Source organism: Thermogemmatispora argillosa, from assembly GCF_059696725.1.
The window spans coordinates 3,635,294-3,657,128 of sequence record NZ_AP019377.1; the positions used below are offsets into that span (position 1 = coordinate 3,635,294).

General features: G+C 57.8%; 15 protein-coding genes and 1 tRNA gene. 5 read left to right on the top strand and 11 right to left on the bottom strand.

Features of this window, described 5'->3' with window-relative positions:
- Positions 1-129: 129 nt before the first annotated feature.
- A complete protein-coding gene (gene gyrA, locus AC6H1L_RS14175; RefSeq protein WP_497598141.1) occupies positions 130-2,694 on the bottom strand; it encodes a DNA gyrase subunit A in 2,565 nt (854 codons plus the stop codon).
- Positions 2,695-3,102: 408 nt separating this feature from the next.
- On the opposite strand from gyrA, the gene AC6H1L_RS14180 reads away from it, so the two are divergent.
- Positions 3,103-3,636, top strand: a complete 534-nt coding sequence (locus AC6H1L_RS14180) for a hypothetical protein (RefSeq protein WP_497598142.1) — start codon at positions 3,103-3,105, stop codon at positions 3,634-3,636.
- Between the two features lie 154 nt (positions 3,637-3,790).
- A complete protein-coding gene (locus AC6H1L_RS14185) occupies positions 3,791-5,362 on the top strand; it encodes a PH domain-containing protein (protein WP_497598143.1) in 1,572 nt (523 codons plus the stop codon).
- A gap of 236 nt (positions 5,363-5,598) precedes the next feature.
- On the opposite strand, the gene rlmD is transcribed toward AC6H1L_RS14185, so the two are convergent.
- The 6 genes from rlmD to AC6H1L_RS14215 form a co-directional block, all read right to left on the bottom strand.
- Positions 5,599-7,020 carry a 23S rRNA (uracil(1939)-C(5))-methyltransferase RlmD gene (rlmD, locus tag AC6H1L_RS14190; protein ID WP_497598144.1) on the bottom strand — a complete coding sequence of 474 codons (1,422 nt, stop codon included), beginning with the start codon at positions 7,018-7,020 and terminating at the stop codon, positions 5,599-5,601.
- A 345-nt stretch (positions 7,021-7,365) separates the two neighbouring features.
- On the bottom strand, positions 7,366-8,301 hold the full coding sequence (locus AC6H1L_RS14195; protein ID WP_497598145.1) for a bactofilin family protein: 936 nt from the start codon (positions 8,299-8,301) through the stop codon (positions 7,366-7,368).
- A gap of 214 nt (positions 8,302-8,515) precedes the next feature.
- The gene (locus AC6H1L_RS14200) at positions 8,516-9,082 is read right to left on the bottom strand and encodes a hypothetical protein (RefSeq protein WP_497598146.1); all 567 of its coding nucleotides are present in this window, start codon (positions 9,080-9,082) and stop codon (positions 8,516-8,518) included.
- On the bottom strand, positions 9,063-9,845 hold the full coding sequence (locus AC6H1L_RS14205; protein WP_497598147.1) for a sigma-70 family RNA polymerase sigma factor: 783 nt from the start codon (positions 9,843-9,845) through the stop codon (positions 9,063-9,065). Before AC6H1L_RS14205 ends, AC6H1L_RS14200 begins: the two co-directional genes overlap by 20 nt.
- 402 nt (positions 9,846-10,247) lie before the next feature.
- A complete protein-coding gene (locus AC6H1L_RS14210) occupies positions 10,248-10,811 on the bottom strand; it encodes a DUF4352 domain-containing protein (RefSeq protein ID WP_497598148.1) in 564 nt (187 codons plus the stop codon).
- Between the two features lie 382 nt (positions 10,812-11,193).
- Positions 11,194-11,280 (bottom strand) — tRNA-Leu (locus tag AC6H1L_RS14215).
- 345 nt (positions 11,281-11,625) lie between these two features.
- Here AC6H1L_RS14215 and mnmG point away from each other — a divergent pair.
- From mnmG to AC6H1L_RS14230, 3 genes are all read left to right on the top strand, one after another.
- The gene (gene mnmG / locus AC6H1L_RS14220) at positions 11,626-13,674 is read left to right on the top strand and encodes a tRNA uridine-5-carboxymethylaminomethyl(34) synthesis enzyme MnmG (protein WP_497598149.1); all 2,049 of its coding nucleotides are present in this window, start codon (positions 11,626-11,628) and stop codon (positions 13,672-13,674) included.
- Positions 13,675-13,837: 163 nt separating this feature from the next.
- Positions 13,838-14,707, top strand: coding sequence for a response regulator transcription factor (locus AC6H1L_RS14225; protein ID WP_497598150.1), 870 nt, complete (start codon positions 13,838-13,840; stop codon positions 14,705-14,707).
- 18 nt (positions 14,708-14,725) lie between these two features.
- On the top strand, positions 14,726-16,051 hold the full coding sequence (locus AC6H1L_RS14230) for a sensor histidine kinase (protein ID WP_497598151.1): 1,326 nt from the start codon (positions 14,726-14,728) through the stop codon (positions 16,049-16,051).
- 118 nt (positions 16,052-16,169) lie between these two features.
- Here AC6H1L_RS14230 and nfi read toward each other — a convergent pair whose 3' ends face one another.
- The 4 genes from nfi to ppdK all read right to left on the bottom strand — a co-directional run bounded on the left by nfi (position 16,170) and on the right by ppdK (position 21,740).
- Entirely contained in the window at positions 16,170-16,925 is a 756-nt protein-coding gene (nfi, locus tag AC6H1L_RS14235) for a deoxyribonuclease V (RefSeq protein ID WP_497598152.1), read from the bottom strand.
- Positions 16,926-16,928: 3 nt separating this feature from the next.
- Positions 16,929-17,708: a class I SAM-dependent methyltransferase gene (locus tag AC6H1L_RS14240; RefSeq protein WP_497598153.1), complete on the bottom strand. Its 780-nt coding sequence runs from the start codon at positions 17,706-17,708 to the stop codon at positions 16,929-16,931.
- Between the two features lie 265 nt (positions 17,709-17,973).
- On the bottom strand, positions 17,974-18,687 hold the full coding sequence (locus tag AC6H1L_RS14245; RefSeq protein ID WP_497598154.1) for a hypothetical protein: 714 nt from the start codon (positions 18,685-18,687) through the stop codon (positions 17,974-17,976).
- 362 nt (positions 18,688-19,049) lie between these two features.
- Positions 19,050-21,740 carry a pyruvate, phosphate dikinase gene (ppdK, locus tag AC6H1L_RS14250; RefSeq protein ID WP_497601553.1) on the bottom strand — a complete coding sequence of 897 codons (2,691 nt, stop codon included), beginning with the start codon at positions 21,738-21,740 and terminating at the stop codon, positions 19,050-19,052.
- Positions 21,741-21,835: the final 95 nt, after the last annotated feature.

Below are 21,835 nucleotides of genomic sequence, written 5' to 3' on the forward strand. Positions count from 1 at the left end.
GAGAGGGTCCAGTCAAAGCAGCAAAAAGAGCGGGGGACGGGCGAGATCTGGCAAGATGCTGGCCTTCCGGCCAAGCTGGGCCAGACCTGGCCCGCCCCCAGACGACGCTTGCCAACGCGCTCAGGCCGGCTAGTCCTGCTGAGAAGCCAGGTCCTCGGAAGGAGCCGGCTCTCCCTCATCCCCCGTGGCCAGCGTATCCGCCGTCTCGCCAGTCGGTCTCTGCTGATCCTCTTTAGTGAGGCTACCCTCCTCGCGCTCACCGTTGCGCTTCCCATTTGTTGTTGCCACTGCTACGACGCTATCGCCCTCAGCAATGCTCATCAGGCGGGTCCCCTGGGTTGCGCGACCCAGGCGCGAAACGTTACTGATCTCGGTACGGATCACCACGCCACCAGCAGTAATGATCATCAAATCATTGTCGAGATCTGTAATGATGCGAGCTGTCGCCACGGGGCCGGTCTTCTCTGTTACTTTAGCCGTAATCACGCCGCTGCCGCCGCGGCTCTGGACTGGATACTCCTCGATCGGGGTACGCTTGCCATAGCCGCGCTCCGTAACCACTAACAGCTCACTATTGCGAGGAGTCAGATTGAGCGAGACCACGCTGTCGCCCTCTTCCAGCCGAATACCGCGCACGCCGCCGCTCATGCGCGAGGCGGCGCGCAGCTCCTCCACCGTAAAGCGGATCGCCTTCCCGTGGGCCGTAATCAAGAGGACGTGATCGTCGGAGCGTGCCAGCTTGGCCCCAATCAGGCGATCATCCTCCTCCAGATTCATAGCGATCAGACCCTGGCGACGCACACTCTCGAACTCACTCATCGCGGTCTTCTTTACTTCGCCCTTGCGTGTGGCCACAATCATATAGTCGCGGCTGACTCCCTTGGGAACGGCCACAATCGCCGTCACGCGCTCCTGCTGATCAAGGGCAATCAAATTAATCAGGTGCTCGCCGCGGGCTGTCCGACTGACATCGGGCAGTTCATAGACGCGGAGCTGATAGACGCGGCCTCGATCTGTAAAGAAGAGCAGGCTATCGTGAGCGTGGGCCACCAGCAAATGCCGAACGGCGTCATCCTCGCGCGTGACCATGCCAGTGACCCCCTTGCCCCCACGGCGCTGAGCGCGGTAGGTGCTCGACGGAAGACGCTTAATATAGCCCTTCTCCGTCAGCGTGACGACCACTTCCTCATTCGGGATAAGGTCCTCTTCAGTGAAGTCACCGGCTTCTCCTTCGCGAATATCGGTCCGGCGCGGGTCGCCATACTTCTCCTTCAATTCCTCCAGATCAGCTTTTATCAGCTTCCGTACCTCATTAATGTCGCTCAGCACCAGATTATAATAATCGATATGTTGCTGAACGGTACGCAGCTCTTCTTCGACCTGCTGGCGCTCGAGAGCGGCCAGACGGGCCAGACGCATATCGAGGATGGCACTGGCCTGCGCCTCCGAGAAGCCAAACTGTTCCTGGAGGGTGCGATTAAGCTCGGCCTCCGTTCCCTGCGACTGCCGAATCGTCTGCAAAATGGCATCGAGATGTTCAAAGGCCTTGCGGAAGCCTTCGAGAATATGTTTGCGAGCCTCAGCGCGTGCCAGCTCGTAGCGGGTACGCCGCGTAATCACCTGCTCGCGGTGACTGATATAGTGCTGCAAGAACCCTTTCAGCGTCAGAATACGTGGCTGACGATCGACCAGTGCCAGCATATTGGCATTAAAGGCGCTCTGCATGGCAGTATACTTATAAAGAGAATTGAGGACACTGGTCGGATTGGCATCGCGCTTTAGCTCGATCACCATACGCATGCCACGGCGATCGGATTCGTCGCGCACCTCGGCGATCCCCTCGATTTTCTTGTCGCGGGCCAGCTCGGCGATCTTCTTGACAAGCTCGGCCTTATTGACCTGATAGGGAAGCTCGGTCACCACGATGCTGACACGCCCGCGCTCATTTTCCTCAATGTGGGTGCGAGCGCGCACAATAATGCGCCCCCGTCCGTTGGCATACATATTGCGGATACCCTCGCGGCCCTGAATAATGCCGCCGGTGGGAAAGTCGGGGCCCAGGATGATGCGCGAGAGATCTTCCGTTGTGGCGTCGGGATGATCGATCAGGTAGATAATGCCGTTACAGACCTCAACGAGATTGTGAGGAGGAATATTAGTCGCCATACCGACCGCGATGCCTGCCGAGCCATTAACGAGCAGGTTGGGCAGGCGCGCTGGCAAAACGGTCGGCTCCTTCGTCTGGTTATCGTAGTTGGGCACGAAATCGACAGTGTCCTTGTCGATATCACGCAGCATCTCATCGGCGATGGGGGCCATCTTGGCCTCAGTATAGCGCATCGCCGCTGGCGGGTCATCGTCCTGCGAGCCGAAATTGCCCTGTCCCAGGATCAGGGGATAGCGCATCGACCAGGGCTGGGCCATGCGCACCAGTGTATCGTAGACGGCTACATCGCCATGCGGGTGATAAAGCTTGAGCACCTCGCCGACGGTGCCGGCACATTTGCGAAAGGGTTTATTGGCCTGCAAGCCCATCTGCTCCATGGCGTACAGAATACGGCGATGCACCGGTTTGAGGCCATCGCGCACATCCGGCAGCGCGCGGCTGACGATGACGCTCATGGAGTAGTTCAGATAGGCGACGGTCATTTGCTCAACAATATCGACGGTTTTAACATTACCTACTTCTTCCATCGTGCAAGAATCCTCAAACAAAAAGAAAGATCAGCGCCAGTTCTTGATCGCTGCTAGCTGCATCGGATGAGAACGAGGTGGGTGGAGATGGAGCAAGCGTCTGGCCTGTCCTGGCCTGACCGTGGCTCCTTCTCAAACTCGCATTTTCTTATAGTATAGCATATCTGAGAGAAAATTGCGAATGGGAGCCAGAACTTCCCTATCGGGAGTCGAAAAACCCGCGAGTTTTCGCCCGTCCAGTGCTATATTTCATAGCTGACATGTGGTATGATAGATGCTAGAGCGGGATTAAAAGAGGCTTGTATAGCGCTGTAAGGTAAGCGCCCTGGACTGTGCTCAGGGGGACTGCAGTGCTGCTAGCAATCAGGCTACGGCTGATGCCATTAGAGGGAGAAGGGTAAGCAAACAATGGAATGGCATCTTACTCTCCAGACAGCCTTATTCATCCTGCTGGTGCCGGTCTTTCTGTGGCTTGGCTACCGTCGAGGATGGCGCCGTGAGCTGTTCCTACTGCCCTTTGTGCTGGGAGCGGTGCTCTTTCTGATTTTGAACGTGGGGCGAGGGCTGACAGAGTTTCTGACGCAGCTCTTTGTTGATCAGCCTGGCATCGGCCCCTCATCGCGGGCGGTGACCATAGTCACTGTCCTCTGCTTGGCGGGCATTATTGCAGCCGGCTATCTCCTGGGCAATCGTCTCTTCCCCAAGCCGAGCGCGCCGCAGGATCGCGTTCTTGGCCTGGGCCCAGCCTTCATCACCGGCTGCGTTGCGGTCTTCTATCTCACTACCCTCGTTTTCCCTCAGACCCAGACCGTGATGCTGGGGCAGGGCTTCATTCTACTGGATCAGTACCATCTGGGCTACTATGCGCTCGGCCTCTTTATTATCGTCGCCATTGTGGTCGTCATCCGGCTGGTCTCGGCCAGCGCTGGCAAGAAGAAGTAGCAGAAGTTCTAGCAGCGAGACAGGTAAGTGGGGGAGTAAGTCAGTAGTGAGCGGAGAGAGAGGCGAGGAATGGCTGAGCGAGGCCAGGTGCGAGCGGCCTGGTGACAAGGGAAGCCTGGCTAGTCGTCTGGTACGCAGCCGAGGTGAGTGAGCGATGAGCAAGAAAGACGCCAAGACCATTGCTGCCGAGGAGCAGGAGAAAGACGACCCCTGGCGCTCAGGGAGAGCACGCTGGAACATTCGTCAGTTCCGGCGAGGACGTGACAGGCGCTGGCACTTCCCTGGCCAGCAACCTGATGAGGTTGTCCGGCTAGTGGTCCGTAAGCACAAAGTCTTTCTGCTGAAGCCGGCCATGCCCACCATTGGCCTGGTCCTGGCTTTATTGCTGGTAATCTGGGCCAGCACGCGTCAGCCCGCTCTGGGGGGTCTCTGGCTGGCCCTGGAGGTAATTATCACGCTGCTGGCCCTGGCCGCCTTTGGCTGGTTTCTCTGGAAAGACTTCCTTGCCTGGTGGTTAGAGACCTACATTATTACCAATAAGCGGATCATCAGTTCGCGGGGAGTGCTCCAGCCGGTGCGCCAGCAGATCGAGATCAACAAGGTCAACCAGGTAGGCATCGATCAAGACAGCCTGGTCAGCCTCCTGCTCTCCTATGGTAACGTCCATCTCTATCTCACCGGCGGCGATTTTATCATGAAGGACGTACCGGCCCCGCGTAAGGTCAAAGATGCCATCGAGGGGCTGACCGCTGAAGTGAAGGCCAATAAAAAGCCAGAGGAGAAGCAGCCTGCTCCCCGCGACCAGGATCTGACCCGCGTCTTGGAGCAACTTGCCAAAGGCAAGGAAGTCCCCAAGCTCCCGGATGCCGATGAGGGCTATCCCCTGCGCCATCCTGACCGCGTGCGTGGTCCCCGGCGTACCTTTGGGGGTCCCCTACGCATCCCCTGCGATGTCCAATATTCCTCGGGCGAGTTCACCGTTGAGTATATTCAGCGCTCGCGCTATGTCCTCTATCGCAATCTGGCCCTGCCGCTCTTCTTCTTCATCGGGATTCCCCTGCTGGCGATACGCATCTCCCAGCTCCTCCCTGCTACCTGGTATCTGGTCGCCCTGATCGAAGTGGTGCTCCTGCTTGTCATGGGGCTGATCTATATCAACTATGTCGACGACGTCTACATTCTGACGGACCGTCGCATCATTGACATCCAGCGTCGCCTGATCTTTCTCTATGAGGCGCGAGTTGAGACCGAGTACAAGAATATTCGCGATGTCAAGGTGACGGTTTCCAGCGTTATTGAGCGACTACTTGATATTGGGAACGTCTACATCGAGACCCCGGGGTCCAGCGCCGACATCGTCCTCGCTACTGTTGATCATCCCTTCCTGATTCAGGACAAGATCTACTCGATTAAGGGCTACAAGGACCGGGTGGATGCCATTTCCAAGGAGAATGCCAGCAAAAAGGAACTGCAGACCTGGTTTGCAACGATCCTGGCAACGTTAGAGGGAAAATGGCTCAACTATGGCGCGCCCAATCTGCAGCGCTTAGATTATTGGTCGGCGGTTGAGCGCGCCAGTGAGTTTGGCCTGCGCGTTGTGGCCGTAGGTGAAGATGCCTCTTACCCTGATCTTCCTCCCGGGCTGGTCGTGCGCCAGAATCCCCCACCTGGCACCGTGATCAGCCAGGGAGGCGAAATCCAGGTCTATCTAAGCAAGCGACCCTAAGAGCGGCTCGCTCAGGCTAGTGGGCCGATCGAATCGATCTCTGAGGTCGACTCAACTCGGAGGAAGAGGACCCCAAGAATAGCGAGCGAGCGCCGGACCGGTAGAGGCTCTTCCCTCGGATGGGGGAAGAGACCCGGCCAACTGGTCCAGCGCTCTCTTGTTATACAAGAACACAGAGCGAGACAACAGGCTTACACACTCAGGAAAGAGAGCCTTTGCAGGCGAGCAACTCAAGCTCAGCGCATGTTCCCGCGTACAAGCAGAGCGACGCACTCGATATGATAAGTTTGAGGGAACATATCGATTGGTTGAGCGGCGATCAAGCGATAGCGATCGCCGGCGCAAAGCGTTGCGATATCGCGCGCCAGCGTACTTGGATCGCACGACACATAGCAGATTGCCCGCGGAGCCAGAGCCAGCAAGCCCTGAAGAGCCTTTGGATGGCAGCCGGCGCGGGGTGGATCGATCACCGCCAGATCGATACGCTCGCGGCGATAATGGAGCTGTCCAAGCAAGCGCTCCAGCGTACCCTCTATCGTTGTGATATTACTCTGATTATTCAGCAAAGCGTTGGCGCGCGCATCAGTCACGGCGCTGGGCTGCGACTCGATCGCGATGACGCGAGCGGCGTGATTAGCGAGGAAAGCCGAGAAGAGGCCAACGCCGCTGTAGCCATCGAGCACCACATCGCTGCGTCGCGGCTCCAGCATCGCAAGCGTGCGTTCGATCAAAGTGGCGGCCTGAGTAATATTCACCTGGAAGAACGAATCGGCAGAGACGCGGAAGCGCTTACCGAGGACCATATCAGTGAGAAACTCCTGCCCCACCACCACGCGGCCGAAGCGTCCGCCGACGCGCTCAATAATGACCCCAACGATGCCGGGAGCAATTGTAATCAGCTCGTGGGCCAACTGTTGTGGCGCCTCGATGATCGAGCCGGGGCGGGCCTGGATCGTCAACAGCGTAGGCACAGCCCTGGCTGTCTCGCCGGAGCCGCCGGCGGGGCTGACAGTGCCGACGGCGCCGCGAATCGTAAACTTCTGGATCATCTGGCCCAGCGCGTCCCCGAAGTACTTCAGCAACTTGGCACGCACGCGCTGATAGACCATATCCAGCGCGGGATGTAGCAGCGGACAATCCTCCAGGTCCTGGACGTCATGGCTATCGGTCAGCTGGAAACCGATCTCACAATTGGGACCGGTCGAAAACTGAGCGATATTGCGATAGTGCCAGGGCGAAACGCCGGGGGGCATACCAATCGTCGGATGGACCACGGCATCGGGCTGCTTGCCGATGCGTACCAGCAACTGGCGGACGATATGGGCCTTCCAGGTCAGCTGTGCGGGGTAGGCAATATGCTGCCATTGACAGCCACAATCGGTCAATTGAGGATAGCGTGGCTCCACCCGCTCCGGGGCTGGGCGCAAAACTTCCAGCAGCGCCGCCCGCGCATGTCCGCGGCGTTCTTCGACAATTTCCACGCGAACGCGTTCGCCGGGAATGCCACCGGGTACAAAAAGGACCCGTCCCTCATAACGTCCTACGGCGTCGCCTCCATAGGCAAGGTCTGTCAGTTCAACATCGATGCTCATAATCACCTCGGCGGCCACCTGCACTCTAGAGGCTTGCGTCCCTGCAAACGTTTCGACTGGTTGCATGTATAACTGCGGGGGCAGGCCCTACGAGCGCATCGATTGTGCCGTCCCATCTTTCCAACATTGTAACAAACCTACACTGTTGTGCAACAGCAGGGGTGAAGAAGGAGGGGCCGTACGTACCCCCTCTTCTGAACTTGGGAAGGGGGGGGCCCGCAAGCGACGGGCCCAATCAGTAATACGCCCCTATTATAACGGATGTCGCACAGTCAGGCGATGGTTAGTTAGTTAGTCTCAGCAGCGCGTCCCTCGACCTCTTTCCAGGCCAGCAAATAAGTAGTCAACGTCATAGTAGTAAGTAACGACCAAGGCCAGTAGAGAGGAAGCGAGCAAGTAGTAGCTCGCCGCCTAGAGCATAAGCGGATACCTGGGCAGGCCATAGAGCCGCGTGCCAAAGCGACTCAGAAGCGCAGCGCCCAGGCCGAGCAGGCCCGTTCCCAGACTAACCAGCCAGCCGATGATCGGGAGAGAGCTGGCCAGGGTCAAGATAAACAGTCCAACTGTCACCTGGAGGAGGCGAGCGTGTCGCTGGGGAGCAGACGTATGTAAGAGTCGCTCACCGATGAACAGACCGAGAGCAACCGTGCCCAAGGCCCACCCTGCAACCAATCCTACAGCCACTATAATAGCGAGTGGAATAGTGATGATCAGAGTACTCAGCAGTAAGATCAGCGCGGGGGCGAGGATCGAGCTAAGCAGACCGACGAGCAGGCTGCGCCCGGCGCTGGTCTGCAAAGTGGTCCGTACCAGCATCAAGTGCTCCGGGAGTAACCAGGTAAGTAGCAATCCCAGCCCAACCCAGATGAGCAAAGAGAGGGAAGGGAAACTAAAACTCAGAGGACTAGTGAAAGGCCAGATCAAGCGCTGAGAGCGGTCGATGAGGGCCCCATCGAGCTGGGCGTTACGCTCACGAGCCCAGTGAGCATTATAGTAGAGGTGAATATCGCCGTGGACGTGCGAACCGCTCTGCAGGGTGACCATGCCACCGTAGAGGTTGACATCTCCATTCACTGTGCCCTCGATAATAACATCGCCATTAAAGGCCACCACATCGCCATTCACCGTGCCATTAATGGCGACCGTACCGCCAAAAGAGATGATATCACTGCAGAGCACCTGATTGCTGGCAACCACAAGATTGCCACCGATGAACGGCCCGTGTCTGACGCACTGATCACCTCCTCCTGGGAACTGGGGACCCAGAGCGGTCGCGGCGAAGGCCTCCTTGGGGAAAAGCGCTCCGGTCGAAAAGAGCAGTAAGAGGCAGAACAGCACCAACCCCATACAGCCGGCCCTCGCAAACCAGAGCCACAGCTGTCGTTTCCGCATAGGTTTAAGCATCGGCTCCCGATCCCCTCGCTCTCGATATGGGCAGCCAGCCAGACTCAAATGCCGGCTGCAGGTCAGGCTCAGTCAACCTGTCAGGCTCAGCTGACCTGGCAGCACTACCCGCTTTGTCCTGCGCCTTTTCTTGAGATCTTCTCTACTACTGCCGATGCTACGCTTCTTGCGGTACACGCATGAGGCGCAGCCACATGGCAGCGAGCAGCAGAAGGAGAAAGGCTAGCGCGGCCAGTAGGAGATTATCCCGTGAGACAAAGCTCAGGCCAAGGCTCAGATAGGTGAGCACTACCAGGAAGACATCAACAGCATCACTTAGCACTAGCAGCGTTTTAACCAGAAGCTCTGGCTGATTAAAGAAAAGCATGAATAACAAGAAGGGAATGCCAGCAGTTAATATAAACAGAGAGGCCATGAATAAAGAGCTTAGCGCTCGTAGACGGGCCAGGCGGGTGCGTTGCTGCTGATGCAGTGCTTCAAGCTGGCGGGTTGTGCGTTGGCGCAGGTAGATGGCCTGCATGATCTGCTCAGTAGAGATGCTACAAGAGACAGGCAAGAAGCCCTCATGCAGCATCTTTTGCAGCCGTTGCTGCTGCTGCTTATAGCGCTGGCATGAAGGACAGCGAGCCAGGTGGGCGAGCGCCTCGGAGCGCTGGCGGGCCGTCTCTGCCTCGCTCTCGCTGTGCTCCTCAATCAACCATGCTCTAGCGTCGCGGCAGCGCATTGACCGCACCCTCCTTCGTCTCTTCCTGCTGCATATAGCGAGCGAGCAGCTCGCGTGCGCGATGCAGACGCGCCTTCACCAGGGCAGGCGTTAGCTTCAGCGCGCTTGCGATCTCCTCATAAGAAAGATCGTACCAGTAGCGCAGGACAATCACGGCACGATATTTTGCGGGGAGGCGCTGCAGGTAGCGCTGGATCTCGTCATGCTGTTCGCCCTCTAGAGCGGACTGCTCTGGGCTACTACCAAGATCGATAATCCATTCAAGAAACGGCACTTCCTCCAGCGACCTCGCCAGGAAGCGCCGTCGTCTGAACTGGTCGATCGCCAGGTGAGAAGCAATGGAGAGCAACCAGGTGCTGAACTTATGGGCAGGCTTATAGCTGGCCAGCTGCATATAGGCGCGAACGAAAGCTTCCTGGGTGACATCCTCCGCTTCGGTCACATTGCCCAGCATGCGGTAGGCCAGATTGTAGACTGCGTCTTTGTAGCGCTCGACGAGGACGCTGAAGGCATCTTGCTCGCCTGCCAGCACCAGCTCGACCAGCGCCGTATCGCTGATCGCCTCCACGGCTGCCCCTTGTACCTGCCCGTGCAGCACTTGTTCCCCCACCGCTATTCCCTGCCCGCTTTGGGCCTGGCCCCGGCTCGAAATAGCCTCGGCGCTTTCCTCGGGCCGGCTACCTCGCTTGCGACGTATATGGCGTGCTGGTTGGGCCACTGGCCCAAGACTCAGCGTTCCTGATGCGCGTAGTGTCGAATCCATCTTCGGCTATCCGCTCGTTTCCGTTTTGACCGCTTTATCTATATATAGAAATTGATTGGAAGATCCTTCTATAGCGAGATACGAGCGGTGACTAAAAAAGTTGTAATCTTTTGGCAAGTGTAGCACGAGAGAAGAGGCCCTGACAAGGGGCGGCTCTACGCTCAGCGCTGCCTCCTGTACCCTGTCCCGTGCGCGCCAGCGAGGGAGCCTGCTCCCTGGAAGGAAAGCTCTTTAACGACCAGCCTGCTTGCAACAGCGGCAACGGGCGAAGGCGAGTTCGGGGTAAGTGAGACGGACGTCCTGTAGAGAGTACAATGAGACTACAGGACGTCCGTTGCTTCCCTGGGCGGGTTTTCTTTCCGCACGGGGTCAGCTAAGCAAGGAGGAGAGAAAGGAAGGGAGCTAGATGGTGATATCCCAAATGGTTTGACCGCTGTCCAGGAGGTCGCTCACGAAAGCCAGTGTATATTGATGCTCTGAGCGGGGCACCTCGTAGGCCAGAGTGCCGCGGATCTGCTCCCCGGCCTCGACTTTGCCATCGGGTGACTTCGGCGCCGAGCTGACAATGGCAACATCCATCTGCTGACCGCTGCTGTCGCGCAGGGTGAAGTTCATCAAAGAAGAGACTTCCTGCTCACTGTTGCTGAGGTTCTTCAGGGAGACGTCGATCAGGAGATAGGTGTGACCAGCTTTCGGATGGCTGAACTCGTCGCCATCGCTCGTTTTGGTGCCCAGCACTGTTACAAGCCAGGTGTCGCCGACCTTGACTGCTTGACCGACCTTAAAATGCTGATTAGCCGGGGCGCTTGTGGCTGTAGCTCCTGTCGACTTGCCGGCAGAGGTCGAGGAAGCTGGAGTAACTGCCGTGCCCGTGTTGGACGAGGAGCCTCCAGCGCTCTCGCCGCAAGCCAACAGGGCCATTAGAATGAGTCCCACTCCTACAACCACACTCAAGATGCGCTTCATCTTTGCAATCAACCTCCATTCTTTCAGATGAACATTCAGATGGACGTAAGGGGGATGTCGTCTTCCCGTCTGTCCTAATCGCTCAACGCTGGCTGGGGCCATTTTTATCGTTTGGATTGGAGGCTGCAGTGGCTTGCCAAGCTGTTGCAACGCGCTATTTGATATGCCAATGACTGCTTTTTTGTTATTAAAAGCGAAAATTTTAAGGCTCTATTTCTCACCTTTTTCTGAACGCGAGATGAGGGGACCGGGGGAGGCGTCGGAGCGGAGGAAAGCAAAGTACGGAAAGCTCGGGTGGAAGAGGAGTCAAAAGAGGCTGAGCGCGGCGGCTGACATGGCGATGCTGAGGGCCTGTGGAGATGAGAGAGGGGGAAGGAGAACCTGGTGGGGCGAGTGGGACTCGAACCCACACGGGGTTTCACCCCAGGGGATTTTAAGTCCCCTGCGTCTACCATTCCGCCATCGCCCCATTGCAGGCCAGCTATCTCGGGCTGGCTACACTTATGCCCGCCCGTTCCCGGCGGAGCTGAACCGTGCTCAAGTGGCAGGCCTTACCAGACTAGCACGAGCGAACCAGGCCGATTCTCCTAGTGGCCGGGCTAAGCTCGGCCATCTCTCAGACCCCAGTGCAATTCTAGCAGATCTTAGGGAAGAGGACAAGTAGAGGCTTGACCAATTCTTCTCTAGCAGGCGACTTGAGGAGCAATTTGTCAAAGGCGGCGGTGGCTGTATTGACGTGCCTTTTTATCTGCGGCATAATACCAGAGTGATCGTTATACATGTAGATGACATGTAAGTGGGCGGAACGCAACAAATGACAAACGAAGCAGGCACTCACAATCTTTCTGGGGAAGGGCAAAAGCGAGGCACGTATGAAGTGATTGTGGTCGGAGCCGGCCATGCTGGCTGCGAAGCTGCTCTAGCCAGTGCACGCATGGGCCGCAAGACGCTCTTACTGACCATGAACCTGGATAGTGTGGCGCTGATGCCCTGCAATCCCTCAATGGGCGGACCGGCCAAAGGGCATCTGATCAAGGAAATCGATGCCCTTGGCGGTGAAGTTGGCCGCAATACCGATCGCACCTTCATTCAGATCCGCTTGCTCAACACAGGCAAAGGGCCAGCGGTTCAGGCTTTGCGCGCTCAGTGCGACAAACAGGCCTATCGGCTGGCGATGAAATTTGCGCTGGAGGCGCAGGCGAATCTTGACCTGAAGCAGGCGACGATCACCCACTTTCTCTACGAGCAAGGCGCAGATGGGCGCCCGGCGATTCGAGGCGTTGTCACCAGCACGGGCTGGCAGTACGAGGCGAAGGCGGTCGTACTGACAACGGGAACCTTCCTGAATGGGCGCCTGGTAGTAGGAGAGAAAACGCAGCCGGGCGGACGGGCCGGTGAGGGTCCCTCGTTAGGCGTGGCCGACTCGCTGCGCGCCTTTGGGCTGGAGGTGCGTCGCTTCAAGACCGGGACGCCGCCGCGCATCGATGCGCGCACCATCGATTTTAGCAAGACGGAGCCGCAGCCAGGCAGCCGTGTCCCCCTCTATTTCTCCTGGGACGAAACGGCGCGAGCCGATGTGCAGCTGCCGGGCGGACGCCCGAACCCGGTCTATCCGGTCACTGATGAGGATCTCTATGGGTGGCGTCCACAGTTGCCCTGCTATCTGGTGCGCACTAATGAGCGCACCCATGAGGTCATCCGGGCCAATCTCCACCGCTCTCCTCTTTTCAATGGTCTCATCGAGGGCATTGGCCCGCGCTATTGTCCCTCCATCGAAGATAAGGTGGTGCGTTTCGCTGACAAGGCCTCTCATCAGGTCTTCTTAGAGCCGGAAGGCTGGCGCACAGGTGAGGTCTATGTGCAGGGGATGAATACCAGTCTCCCCGAAGATGTGCAGCTCGCCATGCTGCGCTCTATTCCGGCGCTTGAGCATGTGGAGATTGTTCGCTTCGGTTACGCTGTCGAATACGACTATGTCCCCCCTTATCAGCTGATGCCGACGTTGCAAACGCGGGCTGTAGCTGGTCTCTTTCTCGCTGGTCAGATCAACGGAACGTCCGGCTACGAGGAGGCCGCTGCTCAAGGGATTATGGCCGGAATTAATGCGGCTCTCTATGCTCGTGGCGAACCTGGCTTTGTACTGGGCCGTCATGAAGCCTACATCGGCGTCTTGATCGACGATCTGGTAACTCGCCCGCTCAGTGAACCCTACCGCCTGCATACTTCACAGGCCGAATACCGCCTGCTGCTGCGCGCCGACAGTGCTGATCTACGCTTGAGCGACTACGCCTATCGCTTTGGTCTCATTGATGAGCAACGCTACGCTCGCGTGCTACGCAAGCGCGAGCAGATAGAGCAGGCTCTCGGGCGCCTGAGCAAGGTCATTTTTACTTCTTCGCGCAATGTGGAGGCTGCCGCGCGCGAAGTTGGCATAGCACCACCCGGTCAGCTAACGTCAGCTCGCGACTTGTTGCGGCGTCCCGAGGTGCACTATGCTCAAGTCGCTGAGCTGGCTCGCCTGGTCTATCAGAACGAGCAGGAGGAGGACCCTGAGCCACCCTTGCCGGCGCTCCCCTCAGAGGTGGCTCAAGAGGTCGAGCTGCAGGTTAAATACGAATACTATGTACAAAAACAGCAACAATTGGTTCGGCAGGCCCAGCGTCTTGAAGGGCTAGTGATCCCTGAGAATATCGATTATCAAAGTATTCCTCATTTACGGACCGAAGCACGACAAAAGCTGGCCCGCTTACGCCCGCGTACGGTAGGACAGGCCTCGCGCATCGAAGGGGTCACGCCGGCAGATATCGCTATTCTGATGGTCTATGTAGAAAAGCTACGCGCGGCGGCAAAGGCTGTCTCATAGCCATAGAGCCAGAGTTTTGCCCCTGCTCAGCCAAGCCAACGAGCAAGTGCAATGGTAGAGCACAGAGGGAGGAAGGCCGTGATCAGCCCCTGGCGCATTGTTGATGGACCGTGGTGAGTAAGGTGAGGAGAAAGGACCGGTAATGTTGCTGGCCTGGAGAGGGATGCAAGGAGGCATGGCATGTGGCTACCGCTTAGGTGACTTCTTTCGCTCCTTTGCTTCTATTGCGATGCGTCCGAACAGCATGCCCATCCTGCCGGGCCACGAGGCCGCGCGCAGCCTGGCCCTGGACTGCGGGCCTTCCTCGGTCCCGGCAGTTGAGCACTATGTGCTGAAGAGGGGAAGAACTGTGTATATCCTTGTGGTTGACGATAGCCAGTTTACAACTGCACTGGTGCAGTTTGCTCTGAAACAGGAAGGCTACGAAGTTGAAGTCACGGACAACCCTCGTGGGGCCATGCAGATGATCCAGAAGCGTGAGCCTGACCTGTTGATCCTCGACATTGCCATGCCCTACCAGAGCGGTTTCGAGTTTACAGCCAGGCTACGAGCCGAGGGTTACGATATCCCTCTGATCTTCATGACCGCCCAGGATAGCATGGAGTCTAAACTCAAGGGCTTTCACATCGGGGCTGATGACTATATTTGTAAGCCTTTCGATCATCAAGAGCTGGTGGCGCGCGTCCATGCTGTGCTTCGCCGCATCAAGCGCAGCAAACGCAACGAAGGCCACAGTATTCGGGTTGGCCCGATCGAACTCTTCCCGGCTGAGCTGCAGGTAGTCATTAATGATCGCGTCAAGGTATCCTTAACCCGTACTGAGATGCAGGTCCTGCGCGTCCTGATGAGCTGCCCCGATCAGGTGGTGAGCCGTGATCAGCTCCTCTCCTCTGTCTGGAACGATAATGAGAATAATAGCAATATTGTGGATGTCTACATTGGTCGTTTGCGCAAAAAGTTGGAGCCGGATGCTGCTCATCCCCGACATATTATTTCTGTGCGTCGTATCGGGTATAAGTTTGTCAGTAAATAAGTAAAAAGGGGGAATGCGGTGAAATCCGATTCGCGGCGCTCGCGCCTCAAAGAGCGTAATCTCTATGCTGCTGCAACTAAGATGACAAAGGATGAGGAGAGCGGGGAGGGCCAGCAGGCTGCTGCCTCGCCGGAGCAGCGCCAGGCGATTGAGGAGACGGGGAGCAAGAGAAAGGTGGTGCGGGAGCGCTATCCGCCTGATCAGGGTGTGCGCTCAGATGATGGGTTACTGGCAGACTGCGCCCGTAAGGCGCTGGCCGCCACTACCGATGTGGCCTTCCTGTTGGACAGTTACTTTCGCCTCCGGGCTTTCAATCCCGCAGCGGCAGCGGTTTTGAAGTGGGAGACAGGCGCTGCCATTGGCCAAGGTTGCGCCCGCGTACTCAGGTGCCGCAACCTTGATCACCTGCCGCTCTGCGGTACGGCGGGCTGTCCGCTGGTGCGTGTTCTGCAGGGTGGACAGCCACTCGCCAACGAGGAACTCATTCTTGGGGCTGAAGAGGCCCAGGACTGGGAGGCCTCGGTGAGCGTGACCCCCATCGTGAGTGCGCAAGAGCGCTATGTCTTCTTTCTGGCGCGCGATGTCTCCGCCCTCAAGATGGCCAATCGCATGCGAGAGCATTTTGTATCGATGGTTTCGCATGAACTGCGCACACCGCTCAGCTCTGTGCATGGCTTCATTGAACTGCTCTTACGTGGGCAGATGGGGCCCTTGAACGAGACCCAACGGGAGTATCTGGGGTATGCCAGTGAGGCTTTGCAGCAGCTGCTCTCACTGGCTGAGGATGTCCTCTTTGTGGCGCGTTCCGATGCCGGGCACTTTGAAATACGGCTGCAGCAGGTCAATATTGAAACACTCGCGCAGCAGGTGCTAGAGAGTATGCTGCCGCTGGCACGCAAAGCCGAGATCGTCATGAGCAAAGATATTGAACTTCCCTATCCTCTCGTGCAGGCCGATCCCCAAAGAATGAAGCAGGTCCTCTCAAATCTGCTGGGGAACGCGATTAAATTCACTCCTCCAGGAGGAACCGTGATCTTGCGGGCTCGGCCCGATCCTGAAGATCCTCAAATGGTCCTCCTGTCCGTCAAAGATACTGGCTTTGGTATTGCACCCGAGGATCAGCCCCATGTATTTGAACGCTTCTACCAGGCCACCCATAGTATGCAATCCAGGATGGGCGGCTATGGCCTGGGATTGACTATTGCCCGGCTCATCGTTGAACAGCATGGGGGCAGAATCTGGTTCGAGACGGTTCCCAACCGTGGCACAACCTTCTATTTCACTCTTCCCCTCTATCATGAGCCGGCGCCGGCGGAGCATGAGAGGGAGGGGGAGCACAGCTAGCAAGAAGCTGTACCCGTGGCTTGCCTGGAAGTCAGGCTAAGATAGTGCGCAACATACGCGTAGAATGGATAGATGTTAAATAGGCGTAGCAATGGCGAAAGAACGCCCGAGCCTGACTTTACTGCCAGAGCGAATCTTGAATAGCTTCGCTGGATGAGCCCTGTCCTCCCCGGCTGCCGCTAGCGGGTTCTCGATAAGCATTATTCTTGGAAAGTCGATCAGCCAGGCGTGTCGGCTCTGGCAAACGATAACCGCGGCAGCAGGAGAGCACGTAGCGAATGCTCGTATCCAGACTCACCCGGTGACCGATGGAAATAATCATCGGCTTCGTGTGCTCTCGCGTACGGAGAGCGGCCCCAATGACCTCACCCTGGTCGCGTAAAGGAACCCAGGAGCCAACCGCCTCGCCTAGCTCCTGCTCGTTATAGTGGCCTCGCAGCACCGATTTGGCACAACCAATAGTGGGCAGGTCCAGCCAGAGGCCCAGATGCGAAGCAATGCCCAGGCGACGCGGATGGGCGATGCCCTGACCATCAACCATAATCAGATCCGGCTCCTGCTGCAGCAGATTGAGCGCTCCCAGGACACAGGGCAGCTCACGAAATGAAAGCAAGCCCGGAATATACTCCATGCGTACAGGCTCTTCGTAAACGTGTTGCTCCTCAAGCTGCAAGGAAGGATAGGCGAGAAGAACAACAGCGGCGCGCGCCAGGCCATTGTTCTCATTGATCGCCAGATCAACGCCGGCAATATGCTGCACCTTAGATGGCAGGCGATCCTCACGGATCACGCGGCTGGCAAGCTCTTTCTGCAAAGCGATCGCCTGCTCGGGCTGTAAATTCCACTGGTGCAGGGGAGGGCGTGCTGCTCGCATGGGCTATCGTGCCTCCGCAATGAAAATCATACGCGGGCTTTGCAGCTCGTAGGGGGCCATCTCATAATTGCCATAGACATCCTTAACTACAAAACCCGCCTGCTCTAGCATCAGTTCCAGCTCGCTGCGTTCAAAAAGATAAAAAGAAGTACGCGTCACTGTACGTCGTACAATCTCTCCCTGACAGTACTGGTCATAAAAATGAACCAGATCCAGCACATGACGGGTAGTTGAGGCGGAAGGAGAGACGAAATGTGTCAAAAAGCTGCCGTCGGCACACGTCCAGGTGCCCTGGTGTAGCAGCTGACCACTTAAATTCTCCATCGCGCGAGCATCGGCGTTGCTCAGATCGAGAATGAGCGTGGCACCGGTCACCAGGTGGGCGCGCAGCAAAGCCAGCGTCTGCTGCTGATCCTTGCGGGCAGTCAAATGGGCGAAGGAGCCGAGCGCGATAAAGGCCAGCCGAAAGCGTTGCTCCAGATGCAAAGCCCGCATATCCTGCTGCACCAGTGTCACCCGTGACAAGAGGCCCTCCTCCGCCAGCCGCTGGCGGGCGCGCTCTAACATATTGGCCGAGATGTCAACCCCGGTCAGTTCATGACCTTCGCGCGCCAGCGGCACCAGCAAGCGACCGCTGCCGCAGGCTACTTCCAGCAAGGGGCCGTAGGGACCACACAGCTCGGCGAAGTCCCGGTAGAGGTCCAGGTCCTCCAGGAAGTGGGCGTGCTCAATATCATAAAAGGCTGCAATGGTATCGTAATCGTTCACTTTATCTCTTTGCATAGAAAGATCTGCTCCGCGTGACTCGGCGATGGGCGCTTACCTCTGTTGTCATGCTTTCCCGATAATAGCACGGTGGCAAAAGAGCCGCAAGAGGGGAAAAAGAGGAGATGAAACAGGAACCGGCCACGGCCCAGAGCGAAAACAGCCGCCCCATCGGCAAAACGGTCAGCCGTCGGGAAAACTGGCCTGCGGACAGACCACTGCTCCTATTGAGGAAAGAGCTGGCTAGCGGCGCCCGAGACAGACAAAAGAGGATGCCAAGGCCCTAGATTCCATCCACCGAGCTAATGCCGTCAAAGAGGGATAGGCTCTCTGCAGCGAAGGTCACATGAACATCATAAATCGCCTGGTCGCGCCAGACTGTGACGGTGAAATGGTTAGGGTCCACCTCTTGAATTGAGAAACTGCCGATTTTACCGAAGCGCTCATCTTGAGCGCGCGCGAGCTGTACATAGCCGTTGAGATCCAGATGCTGGCCCTTCACAGTAGCGTTGCTTGCCAGCAGGCTGTAGGCTAATTGGTAGTTCTGATCCTGAAGAGCCGTGTAGTAATCCTCCACAAGAACGTGATGGGTGATACTCAGCGATCCCGACGACGTGCTCAGGCTAAGATACTGCCTGGCCTGCTGAAAGGACAGAAAGAGCAGCACGCCGCAGCTTACCAGGCTAGCAACCACAAAGAAAGAGATGGCCAGAGCCACCAGCCAGGTATGACGGCGTGAGGCCCGGGGCACCGCTGGAGCGACTGGCGCCACTGGTCCGGGGCCGCCGTAGCCGTAGGGAGGAAACTGAGGAGAGCCGGGGGGAAGAAAGCCCGGCGGGGGCGGAGGAGAGACGGGAGTAGCCGGCGGAGGAAACCAGGTCGGTGGAACGATGGGCTGGGCAGGGGGCCAGGGCTGCGACCCTGGGACAGGAACGGGCCACGAAGGAGGAAAAGGTGGGGGTCCAGACTGCTGCCCCTGCTGAGGATCTGTTTGCATCTGACTTATCCCTCCGCTCCTGATGATCCAAGATCTCGTAACAGCACTTCTAAGCAACTCCCTCTTGGAGCAAGAGTAGTATAAAGGATCACGGCTTGTTTGACAAGCCTGCAATTCTCAACCCTGTGATGCACAACTCAACAACTCGCTCTAGAATAAAAGAGGCATCTTTCTGGAGAACGAAAAAGATTTCCTTCTCAATGACGTGGAGTGAACAGAAAACAGCAAGGCCCTTACAGAGAAAAGCGGGCATACCGCTCTAGCAACAGCGCGGCTAGAGGGATGCCCGCGGCCCATCTCTGGGCTTGCCCGAGAGAGCAAATCTCACGAAGATGGGCAAAGAAGAGCCAGAAGGCTACGACTTACTTATCTTTCTCGGACTTGCTCAGTGCAGCCTGAGCGGCGGCCAGACGCGCCACCGGCACGCGGAAAGGTGAGCAGCTCACATAGTCAAGCCCGACCTCGTGGAAGAACTCGATGCTGCTTGGATCGCCGCCATGCTCACCACAGATCCCCAGTTCAAGCTGAGGATTCGCGGCGCGGCCCTTCTCAGCCGCCATCCGCACAAGCTGACCCACTCCATCGCGGTCGAGCGTCTGGAAGGGGTTCACAGGCAGAATCTTGACCTTTTCTGGCAGGCCCGGCGCCTCCAGACCGTCGACGTACTTCATCAAGAACTTGCCTTCAGCATCATCGCGGCTGAAACCAAAGGTGGTCTGGGTCAGATCATTGGTACCGAAGCTGAAGAAGTCAGCCACAGTTGCGATCTGGTCGGCAGTCAGAGCGGCGCGCGGCAGCTCGATCATCGTCCCAAACTTATACTCGACTGCAGCTCCCGCCTCGGCTGTAATCTCCTTGGCGACGGCTTCAAGCTGGCGGCGCACCTCGCGCAGCTCATTCACATGGCCGACCAGCGGGATCATAATCTTCACCTGTGGCTTCTTACCCGTTTTGCGCGCCACCTCTAGAGCAGCCTCCAAAATAGCGCGCGTCTGCATAATCGTGATCTCCGGGTAGAGCAAGCCCAGGCGGCAGCCACGCAGACCGAGCATCGGATTCATCTCGCGCATGGCAGCCACAGCATCGAGCAAAGCCTTTTTCTCCTTGAGCGCCTCTGGATCGGAGCCCGTGGCCTCCAGGCGCGTCACCTCGACCAGCAGCTCCTCATAATTCGGCAAGAACTCATGGAGCGGCGGATCGATCAGGCGGATCACCACCGGATAACAATCGCCGGTGCGCGGATTGACCATCGTCTCAAAGATCCCGATGAAGTCGCTGCGCTGGAAAGGTAGCAGCTGATCCAGAGCGGCCTGTCGCTCCTCGCGCGTCTTCGCCAGGATCATTTTCTGCACGATGGGCAGGCGCTCTTGTTCCATAAACATATGCTCAGTGCGGCAGAGGCCGATGCCCTCCGCGCCGAAAGTCACGGCGCGCTGAGCGTCGCGCGGATAATCCGCATTTGCCCACACACCCAGCTTACGGATGCGATCCGCCCAGCTCAGCAGCTTCTGCAGCTCCGTCTCCTTCTCAAAGTCCGGCTCCACCGTTGGGATCACGCCCGCGAAGACCTCGCCGGTGTCGCCATCGATGGAGATCTCATCGCCCTCGCGGATGACCACATCGCTGCCGACCACGCGGAAAAGCTTCTCCTCTTCATAGACACGGATGCCCTCACAGCCGGCCACACAAGGCAAGCCCAGGCCGCGGGCTACCACTGCCGCATGGCTGGTAGCGCCACCACGAGCTGTCAGGATGCCCTTTGAGACCAGCATCCCATGCACGTCGTCGGGACTCGTCTCCGGGCGCACCAGGACCACAGGCACGCCAGCCTTCCCCAGCTCTTCGGCGCGATCGGCGTCAAAGACCGCCTTGCCTGCTGCGGCGCCGGGCGAAGCATTCAACCCCCGGGCCAGGAAGCGCCCCTCCTTATGAGCGCGCGCCTTCGCCTCCTCATCAAAGCGCGGCAGCAACAACTGATAGATCTGCGTTGGATCGGAGCGCCTGATCGCCTCCTCCTCGCTGATTAGCCCCTCCTCGACCATATCCACCGCGATTTTGACAGCCGCCCTGGCCGAGCGCTTGCCCGAGCGCGTCTGCAGCATGTAGAGCCGACCGCGCTCCACGGTAAACTCCATATCCTGCATATCGCGATAATGGCGCTCCAGGCGGCGAGCAATTTCCTGGAACTGCTCGTAAACCTCGGGCAGCTCCTCTTTCAAGCGACTAATCTTCGAAGGCGTGCGGATACCAGCGACCACATCCTCACCCTGGGCATTAAGCAGGTACTCCCCATACAGCTCCTTTTCGCCGGTGCTGGGGTTGCGGGTAAAGGCCACGCCGGTGCCGCTGTCATTGCCCATGTTGCCGAAGACCATGCTCTGCACATTGACAGCGGTGCCCAGATTGTGAGGGATCTTATTGAAATTGCGGTAGTCGATGGCGCGCTTATTGTTCCACGAGGCAAAGACCGCCTCGATAGCGCGCTTGAGCTGCTCGTAGACGTCCGTGGGGAAAGGCTGACCGGACTGCCGCTCAGCAATCTGCTTAAACTCAGCTACCAGCTCCTTGAGGGCCGAAGCGGGCAGCTCGGCATCGCTCTTAGCGCCCGTGCGCTCCTTATACTCATCAAGCTTCTGCTCGAACTCACGCGGATCAGCATCGAGCACGATCTTGCTGAACATCTGGATGAAGCGCCGGTAAGCATCGTAAGCGAAACGTTCATCGCCGGTCTGCTCCACCAGCCCCTGTACCGTCTCATCATTGAGACCCAGATTCAGCACCGTATCCATCATGCCCGGCATTGAGAACTTAGCCCCCGAGCGCACGGAGACAAGCAGCGGGTTGTGACGATCACCGAAGGTTTTGCCGGTCTGCTGCTCGACAATGCGCAGCGCGGCTAGCGCCTGCTCCCACATCCCTGGCGGGAACTGCTTACCAGCCTCATAGTAAGCGTTACAGGCTTCAGTCGTGATGGTGAAACCCGGAGGAACCGGCAAGCCAGCCCTGGTCATCTCGGCGACGCCGGCCCCCTTACCGCCGAGCAAGTCGCGCATGCTGGCGTTGCCTTCTGTGAATAAATAGACCCACTTGCGCGGCGATTGCTTGACCACCTCTTCAAAGGGCGTTCCCTGGGGCTGCCCTCCTGTGA

Excerpts from the sequence above, each read along its gene's own strand:
- AC6H1L_RS14180 (WP_497598142.1), top strand. The coding sequence starts at position 3,103 with ATGGAATGGCATCTTACTCTCCAGACAGCCTTATTCATCCTGCTGGTG.
- AC6H1L_RS14210 (WP_497598148.1), bottom strand. The coding sequence starts at position 10,811 with ATGAAGCGCATCTTGAGTGTGGTTGTAGGAGTGGGACTCATTCTAATG.
- AC6H1L_RS14205 (WP_497598147.1), bottom strand. The coding sequence starts at position 9,845 with ATGGATTCGACACTACGCGCATCAGGAACGCTGAGTCTTGGGCCAGTG.
- AC6H1L_RS14195 (WP_497598145.1), bottom strand. The coding sequence starts at position 8,301 with ATGGGGTTGGTGCTGTTCTGCCTCTTACTGCTCTTTTCGACCGGAGCG.
- nfi (WP_497598152.1), bottom strand. The coding sequence starts at position 16,925 with ATGCGAGCAGCACGCCCTCCCCTGCACCAGTGGAATTTACAGCCCGAG.
- AC6H1L_RS14225 (WP_497598150.1), top strand. The coding sequence starts at position 13,838 with ATGCAAGGAGGCATGGCATGTGGCTACCGCTTAGGTGACTTCTTTCGC.
- ppdK (WP_497601553.1), bottom strand. The coding sequence starts at position 21,740 with ATGCGCGACTTGCTCGGCGGTAAGGGGGCCGGCGTCGCCGAGATGACC.
- AC6H1L_RS14245 (WP_497598154.1), bottom strand. The coding sequence starts at position 18,687 with ATGCAAACAGATCCTCAGCAGGGGCAGCAGTCTGGACCCCCACCTTTT.
- mnmG (WP_497598149.1), top strand. The coding sequence starts at position 11,626 with ATGACAAACGAAGCAGGCACTCACAATCTTTCTGGGGAAGGGCAAAAG.
- rlmD (WP_497598144.1), bottom strand. The coding sequence starts at position 7,020 with ATGCAACCAGTCGAAACGTTTGCAGGGACGCAAGCCTCTAGAGTGCAG.
- AC6H1L_RS14185 (WP_497598143.1), top strand. The coding sequence starts at position 3,791 with ATGAGCAAGAAAGACGCCAAGACCATTGCTGCCGAGGAGCAGGAGAAA.
- AC6H1L_RS14240 (WP_497598153.1), bottom strand. The coding sequence starts at position 17,708 with ATGCAAAGAGATAAAGTGAACGATTACGATACCATTGCAGCCTTTTAT.
- gyrA (WP_497598141.1), bottom strand. The coding sequence starts at position 2,694 with ATGGAAGAAGTAGGTAATGTTAAAACCGTCGATATTGTTGAGCAAATG.
- AC6H1L_RS14200 (WP_497598146.1), bottom strand. The coding sequence starts at position 9,082 with ATGCGCTGCCGCGACGCTAGAGCATGGTTGATTGAGGAGCACAGCGAG.